The sequence below is a fragment of the Rhodococcus sp. Leaf233 genome, assembly GCF_001426165.1.
Lineage (GTDB): Bacteria > Actinomycetota > Actinomycetes > Mycobacteriales > Mycobacteriaceae > Rhodococcoides > Rhodococcoides fascians.
Genome location: NZ_LMRO01000001.1, coordinates 26,744 through 39,779, shown reverse-complemented (window position 1 = coordinate 39,779; position 13,036 = coordinate 26,744). Strand labels below are relative to the sequence as shown.

Annotated in this window: 13 protein-coding genes; 8 read left to right on the top strand and 5 right to left on the bottom strand. The window is 64.5% G+C overall.

Translation table 11 applies throughout. The annotated features are described in order from the left end of the window. Positions 1–16: 16 nt before the first annotated feature. Both ASH04_RS00175 and ASH04_RS00170 read right to left on the bottom strand, forming a co-directional pair. The gene (locus tag ASH04_RS00175) at positions 17–1,138 is read right to left on the bottom strand and encodes a HoxN/HupN/NixA family nickel/cobalt transporter (protein ID WP_051365299.1); all 1,122 of its coding nucleotides are present in this window, start codon (positions 1,136–1,138) and stop codon (positions 17–19) included. A gap of 126 nt (positions 1,139–1,264) precedes the next feature. Continuing rightward, positions 1,265–1,873 (bottom strand): SACE_7040 family transcriptional regulator, encoded by a 609-nt coding sequence (locus ASH04_RS00170; protein WP_057472468.1) that lies wholly within the window; start codon positions 1,871–1,873, stop codon positions 1,265–1,267. A 110-nt stretch (positions 1,874–1,983) separates the two neighbouring features. Between ASH04_RS00170 and ASH04_RS00165 the strand changes: the two genes are divergently transcribed. From ASH04_RS00165 to ASH04_RS00140, 6 genes are all read left to right on the top strand, one after another. Beyond that, a complete protein-coding gene (locus ASH04_RS00165; protein ID WP_032385871.1) occupies positions 1,984–3,561 on the top strand; it encodes a carboxyl transferase domain-containing protein in 1,578 nt (525 codons plus the stop codon). A gap of 5 nt (positions 3,562–3,566) precedes the next feature. After that, positions 3,567–5,564 carry an acetyl/propionyl/methylcrotonyl-CoA carboxylase subunit alpha gene (locus tag ASH04_RS00160; RefSeq protein ID WP_057472885.1) on the top strand — a complete coding sequence of 666 codons (1,998 nt, stop codon included), beginning with the start codon at positions 3,567–3,569 and terminating at the stop codon, positions 5,562–5,564. Beyond that, positions 5,561–6,727 carry an acyl-CoA dehydrogenase family protein gene (locus ASH04_RS00155; protein ID WP_027494717.1) on the top strand — a complete coding sequence of 389 codons (1,167 nt, stop codon included), beginning with the start codon at positions 5,561–5,563 and terminating at the stop codon, positions 6,725–6,727. Before ASH04_RS00160 ends, ASH04_RS00155 begins: the two co-directional genes overlap by 4 nt. Next, the gene (locus ASH04_RS00150) at positions 6,724–7,209 is read left to right on the top strand and encodes a MaoC family dehydratase (protein WP_027494718.1); all 486 of its coding nucleotides are present in this window, start codon (positions 6,724–6,726) and stop codon (positions 7,207–7,209) included. The genes ASH04_RS00155 and ASH04_RS00150 overlap by 4 nt, the downstream gene beginning before the upstream one ends. Next, positions 7,206–8,015 (top strand): HpcH/HpaI aldolase/citrate lyase family protein, encoded by an 810-nt coding sequence (locus tag ASH04_RS00145; RefSeq protein ID WP_057472467.1) that lies wholly within the window; start codon positions 7,206–7,208, stop codon positions 8,013–8,015. Before ASH04_RS00150 ends, ASH04_RS00145 begins: the two co-directional genes overlap by 4 nt. A gap of 68 nt (positions 8,016–8,083) precedes the next feature. Next, positions 8,084–8,536 (top strand): MarR family winged helix-turn-helix transcriptional regulator, encoded by a 453-nt coding sequence (locus ASH04_RS00140; protein ID WP_032408353.1) that lies wholly within the window; start codon positions 8,084–8,086, stop codon positions 8,534–8,536. A gap of 2 nt (positions 8,537–8,538) precedes the next feature. On the opposite strand, the gene bla is transcribed toward ASH04_RS00140, so the two are convergent. Then, positions 8,539–9,468, bottom strand: coding sequence for a class A beta-lactamase (bla, locus tag ASH04_RS00135; protein ID WP_057472466.1), 930 nt, complete (start codon positions 9,466–9,468; stop codon positions 8,539–8,541). Positions 9,469–9,692: 224 nt separating this feature from the next. On the opposite strand from bla, the gene ASH04_RS00130 reads away from it, so the two are divergent. Next, complete coding sequence (locus tag ASH04_RS00130) at positions 9,693–9,911, top strand: hypothetical protein (protein ID WP_057472465.1); 219 nt, start codon at positions 9,693–9,695, stop codon at positions 9,909–9,911. Between the two features lie 97 nt (positions 9,912–10,008). Here the strand turns inward: ASH04_RS00130 and ASH04_RS00125 are convergent, their stop codons facing one another. After that, positions 10,009–10,818, bottom strand: coding sequence for an enoyl-CoA hydratase/isomerase family protein (locus ASH04_RS00125; protein ID WP_032382313.1), 810 nt, complete (start codon positions 10,816–10,818; stop codon positions 10,009–10,011). Then, positions 10,802–12,337: an acetyl-CoA acetyltransferase gene (locus ASH04_RS00120; protein ID WP_235579891.1), complete on the bottom strand. Its 1,536-nt coding sequence runs from the start codon at positions 12,335–12,337 to the stop codon at positions 10,802–10,804. The genes ASH04_RS00125 and ASH04_RS00120 overlap by 17 nt, the downstream gene beginning before the upstream one ends. A gap of 62 nt (positions 12,338–12,399) precedes the next feature. On the opposite strand from ASH04_RS00120, the gene ASH04_RS00115 reads away from it, so the two are divergent. Beyond that, complete coding sequence (locus ASH04_RS00115; RefSeq protein WP_235579890.1) at positions 12,400–12,996, top strand: TetR/AcrR family transcriptional regulator; 597 nt, start codon at positions 12,400–12,402, stop codon at positions 12,994–12,996. The last annotated feature ends 40 nt before the right edge of the window (positions 12,997–13,036 follow it).

Here is a 13,036-nt window from a genome sequence, read left to right as displayed (position 1 = left end):
ATCCGACGACGAGCGATCACTGGGTCTCCGTTGCGTTCGAGTGTGCGCCACCGCGTTCGTCGATGCGCGCCACCTTGTAATACACGACCGCGCCGATCCAGACAACGAAAAACGTGCCGACGACGAGTTGGCCCGCGAGGTTGAGGTCGATGACGGCCAGTGCGTCCCACAGGCCACCGGTCAGCTCGAACTGCTCGGCAAGCAGCGTCAGCAGCTGGACCGTCCCGATCACCAACGCAACGAAGACCGACAGGCCCGTCATCGTCATGTTGTAGTAGATCTTGCGGACCGGAGTGACGAACGCCCAGCCGTACGCCTTGGACATGAAGATGCCGTCGATCGTGTCCATCGTGGTCATGCCCGCGGCGAACAGGACCGGAAGCGCGATGATCGCCATCGGTGGGAGTCCGCCGGCGATAGCGGTGGTGCCGGCGATCGCGAGTAGACCGACCTGAGTCGCGGTGTCGAAACCGAGTCCGAACAGTAAGCCGAGCGGGTACATCTGCCACGAGTGGTTGATCATCTTGTCGTAGCGGCCCCGGAACAGTCGATTCATCAAGCCACGCTTGGCCAACAGCTCGTCGAGCCCGGCCTCGGTGACGTCACCTCGTTTTGCGCGCCGCCAGACTCCGACGATGCCGGCGAGGACCGCGATGTTCAGCGCGGCGATAAGGTACAGGAAGGTTCCGGACACCAACGTGCCGATGATGCCGCCGACCCCGGCGAACGCGTCCTGAAACGCCGTCGCCTGCGACGCGACGAAGGCAATCGCGGCGACGAAGACGAACACGACGGTCGAATGCCCGAGCGAGAAGAACAGCCCGACGGCCAACGGCCGCTTGCCCTTCTGCAGCAGAAAGCGGGTGGTGTCGTCGATGGCGGCGATGTGATCGGCGTCGAACGCATGCCTGAGCCCGAGGGTGTACGCCAGTACACCGGCTCCGGCGTAGACGAGAGTGCCGTCGGCTCCGGTGAGGCCGTGAATGCTCGGAATCGAGTCGTAGTGGGTGAACAGGCCCCAACCGATCACATGCAGAGCGGCGATGAAGCCGGCCATCGCCAGCAGTCGTGGCACCTCGTCACGAGTGAATCGACTCTGCCGTCGGCCGATCTCGACGGGCGAAAGTTGGGTCGTCATGTCGATCATTGTCTCCGATAACGACGATTTGCTCTTCCTGTGCGCGGCGCAGAGGTGACCTCAGCGCCCACTATTCGTATCTGCAGGCGGAATCCCGCTTACGTAGTCGAATTGTGGGCGCTGAGGTCAGTGCAATACCCCCAATGCCGCCAATGCCATTGCTCGCAACACCGGCCGAGCATTGCGCGACGGAGTGCGGCCCGCGCTGTAGGGCGTGGAGTTGATGAGTCCGAATACCGCGTGCGCGGTAGTTCGGGCATCGGATTCGTTCAGTTCCGGGTCGACGGCACACAGGGTCGACACCCACAGCTCCACGTATTCGCGCTGCATGCGGCGCACCTTGCGTCGCGCCCCATCAGGGAGGCTCTGCAGGTCGCGATCCTGAATCCGAATGAAAGCCGGTGTCTCGAAGGCGAAGTCGAGGTGGAAATCGACCAGAGCCGACACCGTCTCTTCATCGACCTTCCGCGAGCCGACCACCTCGCGACCGCCGTCGAGCAGATACTCCGAGATTCCGACCATCAGTTCGACGAGCACCGCCTCCTTGTTCGGGAAGTGGCGATAGACGGCCGGTCCACTGATGCCGACGGCTGCACCCAGATCCTCGAGCCGCACCGACGCGAACCCGCGTTCGGCGAACAGCGATGCCGCGGCATCGAGCAGTTGCTGCCGACGTTCGGCTTTGCGTTGCTCACGCACAGTGGCCGGCTTGACCTCGATCTCCTGCACTGCCACCCCCTCGAACCTGGACTCTCGGTTAATCGTAGTTTACTATCATGTCAGTTATCAACCATTAACTGAACCCTGTGTGACACCGACGTCCAACCCCTGAAGGCGTGCATCTCATGGCGATCGATACCGCTGCCAACCGCGCAGATCATCAGCTACTCACGCAGCAGCTCTCCCAGAAGCTCGCCGTGGCAGCACTCGGCGGTAGCGAGAAGTCCCGGGAACGGCACATCGCCCGCGGCAAGCTGCTCCCCCGCGACCGGGTCGACGAGCTGTTGGATCCGGGTAGCCCGTTCCTCGAGATCGCACCGCTGGCTGCCAACGGCCTGTACGACGACGAGTGCCCCGGGGCAGGCGTGATCGCAGGCATCGGTCGCGTGGCCGGTCGAGAGTGCATCATCATTGCCAACGACGCCACCGTCAAAGGCGGCACCTACTACCCGATGACGGTGAAGAAGCACCTGCGCGCGCAGGAGATCGCCCTGCAGAACACTCTGCCGTGCATCTACCTCGTCGACTCCGGTGGCGCATTCCTCCCGCGTCAGGACGAGGTATTTCCTGACCGCGACCACTTCGGACGCATCTTCTTCAACCAGGCGACCATGAGCGCCAAGGGAATTGCGCAGATCGCCGCCGTGATGGGCTCCTGCACCGCGGGCGGGGCATACGTGCCTGCGATGAGCGACGAGGCCATCATCGTCAAGAATCAGGGAACCATCTTCCTCGGCGGCCCGCCCCTGGTGAAAGCCGCGACCGGCGAGGTCGTCACCGCCGAAGAACTCGGTGGCGGAGATCTGCACTCCAAGGTCTCCGGAGTCACCGACCATCTGGCAGACGACGACCGCGACGCATTGCGCCGCGTCCGGAAGATCGTCTCCACCCTCGGGCCCCGCACGCCGCGGCCATGGGATGTCGTTCCCACCCGCGACCCGATCGTCGACCAGAGCGAGATCTACGACGTCGTCCCCATCGACCCACGCACCCCGTACGACGTGCGAGAGGTGATCACCCGGGTGGTCGACGCAGGCGAATTCGACGAGTTCAAAGCCGAATACGGCAAGACACTCGTCACCGGATTCGCCCACCTCCACGGCCATCCCGTCGGAATCATCGCCAACAACGGTGTGCTGTTCGCCGAATCTGCGATGAAGGGCGCACATTTCATCGAACTCTGCGACAAGCGCAGCATCCCACTGGTGTTCTTGCAGAACATCACCGGCTTCATGGTCGGCCGAGACTACGAAGCCGGCGGCATCGCCAAACACGGCGCGAAGATGGTCACCGCAGTGGCCTGCGCCCGCGTTCCGAAGATCACCGTCGTCATCGGCGGCTCCTACGGTGCAGGCAACTACTCCATGTGCGGCAGAGCGTATTCCCCGCGTTTCCTGTTCATGTGGCCGAACGCGCGGATCTCGGTGATGGGCGGTGAACAGGCGGCGTCCGTCCTTGCCACCGTCCGAGGTGACCAACTGGATGCGTCGGGCAATCCGTGGTCGGAGCAAGACCAGGAGGCCTTCAAAGCTCCGATTCGTGACCAGTACGAAAGTCAGGGCAACCCCTACTATTCGACGGCCCGGCTGTGGGATGACGGCATCATCGACCCCGCCGACACCAGAACTGTTCTCGGACTGGCACTCTCGGCATGCGCCAATGCGCCGCTCGAGCCGGTCTCCTACGGCGTTTTCCGGATGTGAGAGAGATGACCACGATGTTGGACACCATTCTGATCGCCAACCGCGGTGAGATCGCGGTACGCGTCGCTCGAACGTTGCGCCGCATGGGCATTCGGACCGTCGCCGTCTACAGCGATCCGGACGCCGACGCCCGGCACGTCCGCGAAGCCGATACCGCGGTACGACTCGGCCCTGCCAGCGCACGCGAGAGCTACCTCGACATCGACAAGGTGATCGCCGCCGCGAAAGCCACCGGCGCACAGGGAATTCACCCCGGCTACGGCTTCCTCTCGGAGAACTCCCACTTTGCTGCGGCCTGCGTCGAAGCCGGAATCGCCTTCCTCGGGCCGCCGGAGAAGGCCATCGAGGTGATGGGCGACAAGATCGCCGCCAAGGCCGCGGTCAGCGCCTTCGGTGTCCCGGTTGTACCCGGCATCTCGCGACCGGGACTGTCCGACGACGACCTGATCGCCGGTGCACCCGACGTCGGATTCCCGGTCCTGGTCAAACCGTCCGCGGGTGGCGGCGGCAAGGGCATGCGTCTGGTCGAGCGCGCCGAGGATCTGCCTGCCGCGCTGGCCAGTGCCCGCCGCGAGGCGGCCTCCTCGTTCGGCGACGGCACGCTGTTCCTCGAGCGATTCGTGTTGCGGCCCCGGCACATCGAGGTGCAGATCCTCGCCGACGGTCACGGCAACGTCATCCACCTCGGTGAGCGCGAATGCAGCCTGCAGCGACGCCATCAGAAGGTCATCGAAGAAGCGCCGTCCCCACTGCTCGACGCGCAGACCCGAGCGCGTATCGGCGAGGCTGCCTGCAACACCGCTCGCAGCGTCGACTACTCCGGTGCCGGCACCGTGGAGTTCATCGTCTCCGCCGACCACCCCGATGACTTCTTCTTCATGGAGATGAACACTCGACTACAGGTGGAACACCCGGTGACCGAGATGGTCACGGGCATCGACCTCGTGGAGTGGCAGGTCAGGATCGCCGCCGGCGAGTCACTGACGCTGAGTCAGAACGATATTCGACTGACCGGACACGCCATCGAGGCGCGCGTCTACGCCGAGGATCCCGGCCGCGAGTTCCTCCCGACCGGCGGCACCGTCGTCGGGTTGCGCGAGCCCACCGGCACGGGCATCCGCGTCGACTCCGGTCTCGCCATCGGCACCGAGGTGGGCAGCAACTACGACCCCATGCTCTCGAAAGTCATCGCACACGGCCCCGATCGCACTACAGCGCTGCGCAGCCTGGATCGCGCGCTGGCCGATACCTCGGTACTCGGCGTCGTCACCAACATCGAATTCGCTCGATTCCTGCTCGCCGACAACGAGGTCCGTGCCGGCAATCTCGACACCGGCCTACTGGACCGCCGCGTCGAGGATTTCGTTGCCGCCGACTCCCCCGACGAGGCGATGATCGCCGCAGCCACCGTCGCCTGGCTCGCCACGTGGCAGGAGGCGGGCCAGGATATCTGGGCAACGCCGTCGGGCTGGCGGGTGGGAGCGCACGCACCGTTCCAGCTCCGGCTGACATCCGGCACTCGGACCGCGCACGTGTCCATCACCGGGACCCTCGATGCGGCGACGGTCGTCGTCGACGACGACGAACCGCGCCGACTGCGGGCCTCCGCTACCGAGGATTCCATCGACCTCGTACTCGACGATCGACGCGAGTCGATGACCGTAGCCCGAAACGAATCGTCCACCTGGGTATCCAGCTCACGCGGCACCTGGAGAATCGATCGAATCGCCGAACCCAATGTGCGCGAAGACGACACGCAGTCCGGCGACGCAGAGATCCTCTCGCCGATGCCGGGTTCGATCATCGCGATCGGAACGACCTCCGGCAGCGCCGTCACCGCAGGCACTGCCATCGTCGTCGTCGAGGCGATGAAGATGGAACACACTTTGACCACGCCCATCGACGGCACCGTCGAACTCACAGTCGCAGTAGGAGATCAGGTCCGCGTCGACCAGGTCCTCGCCCGCATCGTTCCCACCGACACCGAAGAGGACAAGTCATGACCGAACATCTGTCGTCGTCCAATCTGCCCGACGAATACCAGCAACTGGTCAAATCCGTGGCGGACTTCACCCGCACCGTCGTCGCGCCGGTCTCGGCGAAACACGATGCCGAGCACTCCTTTCCGTACGAGGTGGTCGCAGGGATGGCCGAGATGGGCCTTTTCGGTCTGCCCTTCCCCGAGGAGTACGGCGGCATGGGCGGCGACTACTTCGCCCTGTGCCTGGCACTCGAAGAGCTCGGCAAGGTCGACCAGAGCGTCGCGATGACGCTCGAGGCAGGCGTCTCGCTCGGTGCCATGCCCGTCTACCGTTTCGGCAACGACGAGCAGAAGCAGCAGTGGCTACCCAAGCTCACCGCGGGCAAAGCTCTCGCGGCCTTCGGGTTGACCGAGCCGGGTGCCGGTAGCGACGCGGGCGGCACCAAGACCACCGCCAAGCGCGACGGCGGTGACTGGATCATCAACGGCAGCAAGCAGTTCATCACCAACTCCGGAACCGACATCACCGAACTGGTGACCGTCACCGCTGTGACCGGCGTCGACGAGACAACAGGACGCAAGCAGATTTCGTCGATCCTCGTGCCCACCGACACTCCCGGGTTCGTGGCCGAAGCGGCGTACAACAAGGTCGGCTGGAATGCCTCGGACACACACCCGCTCAGCTTTACCGATGTACGAGTCCCGCAGGAGAACCTGCTCGGCCAGGAAGGCCGCGGGTACGCGAACTTCCTGCACATCCTCGACGAGGGCCGGATCGCGATCGCTGCCGTATCGGTCGGTGCGGCTCAGGGTTGCGTCGACGAGAGCGTCAAGTACGCCAAGGAGCGCGAGGCATTCGGCGCTCCGATTGCCCGCAATCAGGCGATCTCGTTCAAGATCGCCCGCATGGAGGCACGCGCACACACCGCACGGACGGCGTATTACGACGCGGCGGCACTGATGTTGGCGGGCAAGCCGTTCAAGAAGGCCGCGTCCATCGCCAAGCTCGTGGCCTCCGAGGCTGCGATGGACAACGCCCGCGACGCGACGCAGATTCACGGCGGCTACGGATTCATGAACGAGTACGTCGTCGCCCGTCACTACCGCGACAGCAAGATCCTCGAAATCGGTGAAGGCACCACCGAGGTTCAGCTGATGCTCATCGCCCGGAGCTTGGGGCTATGAGCGACAAGCGCATTCGGCAACGCGGCCTGTGGTTCGAGGAGATGGAGCTCGGTACCGTCTACGAACATCGCCCCGGCCGCACCATCACCGAGGCCGACAACACATCGTTCACCACACAGACGATGAACACCCAGGCCCTGCATCTCGATGCCGCCTACAGTGAGACAACATCTTTCGGTCAACGGCTGGTGAATTCGATGTTCACCGTGTCCACCCTCGTCGGATTGTCGGTGACGCAGCTGACCCAGGGCACGATTGTCGCCAACCTCGGCTTCTCCGAGGTCTCCTTCCCGAAGCCGCTGTTTCACGGCGACACCCTCTACGCGGAGACGGTGATCTCGGACAAGCGCGAATCCAAGTCCCGCCCCGGCGAGGGAATCGTGACGTTCACCCACACCGGTCGAAATCAGCACGGTGACGTCGTCGCGATTGCCGTCCGCAAGACTCTCGTCCGGATGCGGCCCGAGGACGACGCGTCGTGACCTGGATTCCCCCTGGCCCGGCGTGGCTGTTCTGTCCCGCTGATCGACCCGAGCGATACGAGAAGGCAGCGGCCCGAGCCGATGTCGTCATTCTGGATCTCGAGGACGCTGTCGGTGCCGCGGACAAAGCCGGCGCTCGCGAGTCCGTGGTGTCGACACCGCTGGACCCGTCGCGCACCATCGTTCGAGTCAATGCACACGGCACCGAGGATCAGGCTGCCGACCTCGACGCGTTGCAGCGCACCGAGTACACGACCGTCATGTTGCCCAAGTGTGAATCTGCCGGTCAGATAACAGCTCTGGCCCCACTGAATGTCGTCGCACTGATCGAATCCCCCCTCGGGGCGATGACGGTGTTCGACGCACTCGCAGCCGACAATGCCATCGGTGCCATGTGGGGTGCCGAGGATCTGGTCGCTGCGATGGGCGGGAATTCGAGTCGACTGGGCGACGGCCGCTACCGCGATGTCGCACAGCATGTTCGGTCGCAGACATTGCTGGCCGCCAAGGCGCGGGGACTGTTCGCGCTCGATTCGGTCTACCTCGACATCCCCGATCTCGACGGGGTGCGCGCCGAGGCCGACGACGCTGTAGCCGTGGGCTTCGACGGCAAAGTGGCCATCCACCCCAGCCACATCCCCGTCATTCGCGAGGCCTATGCGCCCACGGTCGAGGAAATGGACTGGGCCACAGCCGTACTCGACGCCGTCGAGCACAATCGCGGGGTGTTCGCCTTCCGAGGTCAGATGGTGGACGCACCGGTGCTGGCCCATGCTCGACGCATCGTCGCCCGCCGACCGATGTAGTTGCAGACGCCGATTAACGGCAGGCGCTGTACGGTGGCTGTACGAACATCGGCACGGAAGGCGCAGCAATGACGGCGAAGGACCCCGCCCTGACGGCGCTGGCCCAGAACTGGCTGGCGTTGTCGGTCCTGCACGGTCGCATCGAGAGCCGCATCGAGAAGGCTCTGCAGGCCGGCCACAACCTCAGCGCTCGCGAGTATTGGCTGCTCGACGTCCTGGCACGTCAGCACGACGGGGTGGGCGGACACCTGCAGATGAAGCAGGTGGCCGACGCCGTCGTCCTGAGCCATAGTGCAACGACCCGTCTGGTCACCCGCCTCGAGGACCGCGGGCTGCTCACCCGGTACCTCTGCCCCACCGACCGCCGCGGCATCTACACCGACGTCAGTGACGAAGGCCTGGCTCTGCTCGAGGCAGCGCGGCCGACCAACGACGCGGCCCTGCGTGAGGCCCTCGACGAAGCAGCACGTGAACCGGACCTCGTACCCCTCGTAGACGCCGTCCGCCGATCCGAGAACTGACGTCAATCCAGCTGTTCGACGACCGTCCGAGTCGTATCGGCGACAAGGGCGTTCATGGCCGGTGAGTCCTCCGCACCCGACGTCGTAGCACTGAGGACGACGAGCAGAATCTTCTGACCTTCGGGTCCGAGCACCAGACCCGCGTCGTTGGAGACACCGTAGCTACCGGTTCCGGTCTTGTCGGCCGACGTCCACTGCGGGGGAATGCCCGCGCGGAAGCGGGCCGTGGAGGTTTGGTTGCCCGCCATCCAGTCCAGCAACTGCTGTCGTGATGCCTGCGTCAGTGCGTCGCCGTCGAGCAGGGTCCGGTAGCCGGCGGCCATCGAGTTCGGAGTTGTGGTGTCCCGAGGGTCGTCCGGGATGGCCGTGTTCAACTCCGGCTCGGTGCGATCAAGCCGAAATTCGGTGTCGCCGAGCGATCGCGCGAAGTCGGTGAGCGCCGCTGTGCCACCTGCTTCACGTATCAGCAGATTGCCGGATGTGTTGTCGCTCTTCGTCAACGCTGCGGAGGCGAGATCTGCGATGGTGACGACCGAGCCGGGTGCCCAATCGACGGCCGACTCGGGCACCTTGTCCTCTGCGGCGATTGTTCTGGTGTCGGTCAGCCGCAGCCTGCCTGCGTCGACGGCGGCGAGTACGGCACCGACGGCATACACCTTGAACGTCGAGCAGAACGCGAAACGTTCGTCACCGCGATAACTCTGGATGGATCCGGACGTGAGATCGAGTGCGCTGACGCCGAGCCGAGCGCTGTCCCTCGCCTCGAGCTGAGAATATGGCTGTTCGGCCATCGCCTGATCAGTCGTGGTCCGAGATGTACTCGCTGCGGATTGCGGTGGTTCGGTAGTGGCCGTCGAGGAGCACGCGACGCCTGCCGTCAACGTTGCTGCCGCGATCACGGTGATCAGTCGGGTGGATGTCGAGGTACGCATGGGGTCATGCGATCACAGAACCTGGGTACGTAGCTACTGGCCCCTCGGCCTTCCATTCCGCTTTCGGCCCAGCAGCTGTTCGCGGGCTCGAGCGCCTGGTTGCGAAAGCCGACCACGCGGGTGCGTGGAACCTTCGGCTCCATTATCGTTACTTCTGGTACGTAACGGAGAGCACAATCGACCTCGAACGAGCCGCCCGGACGACAACAATCAGGAGGCACTTCATGAACGCCACCACACACGCGATATTGAGCCCGGTCGTGGGTGCCATCGTCGCGCTGGCAATTCTCTGGGGCGTCGGCGGGGACATCCCGCTCTGGCGAGCCGCATCGATGGTTCTGGTCGGTGCGGGCGTCGTCTTCGGACTGAATTTCGCCTGGGAAGCCAATCCCTGGACCGAGAATCCCACAAGCGACGAGCACGACCAGGTCACTGCCCGATAGAGGAACACTGCGGGAGGATCACTCGGCTTTCGACGGTGCCTCCCGCACTGCAACCGCCTGAGTAAAGCTTGGATTTCCCACGCTCACGGCCGTGCGTTCACTGCGCGGTCCATGTCGGATCGCGTTTCTGTAGGAATGCGGTGATTCCTTCGACGACGTCCTGCGTTGTGGTGAGTCGATCCAATTCCTGACGGTTCTGTGCCCACGAATCTTTCTCGTGCGCGATGGCACCGTCGGTGATACGTCGGGCCAGACGCTTGGATGCGCGCACCGCCAGCGGAGCGCCTTCAGCACAGAGCCGAGCGAGTTCGAGGGCGGTGTCGAGGACCTCGGTCGGGGCCACAACTCTGTTGACCAATCCCCACCGTGCGGCTTCCTGCGCGGAGATCGGCTGTCCGGTCAAGATCATCTCCAGGGCAATGTGTTCCGGCACCGCGGACATCAGCCGAAAAGCGCCACCTGCACCAGCGATGAGACCACGCCGGATCTCGGGCAGGCCGAACACTGCCGTGTCCGACGCGACGACCATGTCCGAGACCAGCGCGATCTCGGTTCCTCCTCCCATCGCCGACCCGTTCACGGCCGCGATGACCGGGACCGAGATCGGGTGTTGCACAATGCCGGCGAACCCCCAGTGCTCGGTCTCGGGCGGGGTCACCGCGCCGGGTCCTCCGGTGCCGAGGGCCTTCAGATCGGCACCGCCACAGAAAGTCGCCGATCCCGCGCCGGTCAGGACGATGGCTCGGATGTCTCGATCTGCCTCGGCGGACTCCCACGCCTCCCCGAGCAACGTGTGCACGCGGGCGTCGATGCTGTTGGCAGCTCGCGGTCGGTTGATGGTGACGACGAGTACGTGACCTTCCCGCCTGGTCAGTACGACAGGTTCGGTGCTAGCTGCTTCGGACACGGATGTTCCCCTCGATGGTGTCGACAGTGACTGTTATCCCGATGATTTCGCGTGCCGGGTCGGTTCGATACAGGGACAGCGCACGGGCGCTGGCCGTGTCCCCGGGTGCCGTCTGTGCGGCGACGCGTCGTCCGCGTTCGTCTCTCGCGACGAGGAACGCCTGGTTCGGTTCCTGCTGCCGAGAATGCTCGACGGACACTGTCTCCACCACGAGAGTCCCGTCCTGTACAGGTGCACGAGGCGGTGAATCCGGCGTCAGCACTGCGGGTTCGGGATTTCCTACGTAGCCCTGTGGGTGCTGGTCGCCACCGAGCAGCACCGAGTGGTGATACGTCATATAGCCACCGTTCGCGTGCACCAGTGCGCAGTTCTTGCCGCCGCGAATCTCGCGGACGGATGCGGTGATCGAATGCAGCGAATGACTACTGAGGGGACCACCGAAGGACGAATGACCACCGGTCACACTGGGTACCAATGATTTCGGCGTTCCGAGGTGTCGGGTGGCGAGGGTCGGCACGATCGGGAAGCAGCTGTACACATCGACCGCGTCGAGTTGTTCGACTCCGATCTCTGCGGCGCGCAAGGCTCGGTCCATCGCATCCTCCATCGCTGGAGACCGGCCGAAATCGCTGCGGTCGAGAATGTCGACCGAATCCTCGGCACCCGCACCGCCCCAGACGAACACGAGGTCGCCCTCGGGGACACCGCGTTCTCGGGCTTCGGCCAAGCTGGTCACCACGATGCACGCCGCCTGGTCGACGAAGGGCATGGCGTTCATCGACAACGGATACGGCTCGCACACGATGCGGTTCTTCGGCGACGGCGTGCCGATGTCGGCAGCCGTCCGCACTCGCCCGTTCCACGAGTACGGGTTCTTCTGGGCGACAACGGAAAACTCCGCATAAAGGTCGCTGCACTCGACCAGTCGAGACTCCGGATCCAGTCCGGCCTCGAATCTGAAGCGGCTCTCGAACAACGGATAGATCCGAACCGGAGTGATGAGGCCGGCCTCTTGCATTGCGGCACTTCCGAGTTGATCGAGGTCGAAGGTGGGCGGACCTCCCGGGTCCGCGCTCCATCCCCCATCCCGCACGGGCTCTCGCCCGGCCTTGACCAAGGCGCCCATCGAGGCCTGCGCTTCACCGCCCGCGATCACCGCTACCGTCGACTCCCCGGACGCAATGCGCGAGGCTGCGCGATCGAGAAGGCGCGCGGGCCACTGGCCACCGATCGGCGCGTCGAACACATCTGTGGGGGTGGCACCGAATCTACGGGCCAGCGCAGCGGCGGGACTGGCGTAAGCCCAGCTGGCGATGTGGCAGAACGTGATGCTGTCCGCTCTGCAAATCCACGGCTCCGACGTCGGCGAATCCTGAAGTGCCTCGGTGGCAGCGCGCGTGATCAGTTCCATGGGTTCGACGCCCATGGGTTCGCCGCGGCCGCTTGTCTCACCGATAGCCACGATCACCGGAACACGTCTCGGATCCACCGTCGACGCCTCGTGGCGTACAGAACTCATGACCGGGAACCTATTACAGACACAGATTGTCCGCAATGCCGGGTAGGTGCCACAATCCCTGGGTGACCGACAAAACCACGAGCCGACGGGGCAGGCCGCGTGATCCCGATCTGGAGGACCGCGTCTACGACGCAGTGCTCGAGGTCTACTGGGAGAAAGGCTGGTCGGGTTTCACGCTCGACGCCGTTGCTCGCCGCGCGTCCGTCGGCAGGGCGGCGCTCTACCGACGCTGGGAATCGAAGGGGGCCTTGGTCGTCGATGCGCTGGAAGCTCGAAGTCCGCTCGCGACACCGATCGACCTCGGCAACCTGCGGGCGGATCTCGTCGAATTGGCGGTGCAGCTTTTGCAGGGCTACCGAGGAACGGCCGGTCTCGTCAGCCTGCGCGTCGCCCTCGATGCGCGGGTGCACCCCGATCTACTCGGGCACATGATCGACACACTCAACCGAAGCCGACTGGTTGCGGCCCGGCTGATCGTGCACCGAGCCCAGAAACGGGGCGAATTACCCGAGTCGGCCGATACCACCAGGATTCTCGAACTCGTGACAGGAGCGGTTCTCAGCCATGTCATCTTCTCGCATCACACCGATGCCGATCGAGGCGGGACCGACCGCATCTACGCCGAGAATCTGGTCGATGCTGTGCTCGGTGGTGTGTAGCTCCGGTCGTGCGCGTTTTGCGCCCCTCCAGGTACGCAAA

Excerpts from the sequence above, each read along its gene's own strand:
- ASH04_RS00175 (WP_051365299.1), bottom strand. The coding sequence starts at position 1,138 with ATGACGACCCAACTTTCGCCCGTCGAGATCGGCCGACGGCAGAGTCGA.
- ASH04_RS00165 (WP_032385871.1), top strand. The coding sequence starts at position 1,984 with ATGGCGATCGATACCGCTGCCAACCGCGCAGATCATCAGCTACTCACG.
- ASH04_RS00160 (WP_057472885.1), top strand. The coding sequence starts at position 3,567 with ATGACCACGATGTTGGACACCATTCTGATCGCCAACCGCGGTGAGATC.
- ASH04_RS00155 (WP_027494717.1), top strand. The coding sequence starts at position 5,561 with ATGACCGAACATCTGTCGTCGTCCAATCTGCCCGACGAATACCAGCAA.
- ASH04_RS00150 (WP_027494718.1), top strand. The coding sequence starts at position 6,724 with ATGAGCGACAAGCGCATTCGGCAACGCGGCCTGTGGTTCGAGGAGATG.
- ASH04_RS00140 (WP_032408353.1), top strand. The coding sequence starts at position 8,084 with ATGACGGCGAAGGACCCCGCCCTGACGGCGCTGGCCCAGAACTGGCTG.
- bla (WP_057472466.1), bottom strand. The coding sequence starts at position 9,468 with ATGCGTACCTCGACATCCACCCGACTGATCACCGTGATCGCGGCAGCA.
- ASH04_RS00130 (WP_057472465.1), top strand. The coding sequence starts at position 9,693 with ATGAACGCCACCACACACGCGATATTGAGCCCGGTCGTGGGTGCCATC.
- ASH04_RS00120 (WP_235579891.1), bottom strand. The coding sequence starts at position 12,337 with ATGAGTTCTGTACGCCACGAGGCGTCGACGGTGGATCCGAGACGTGTT.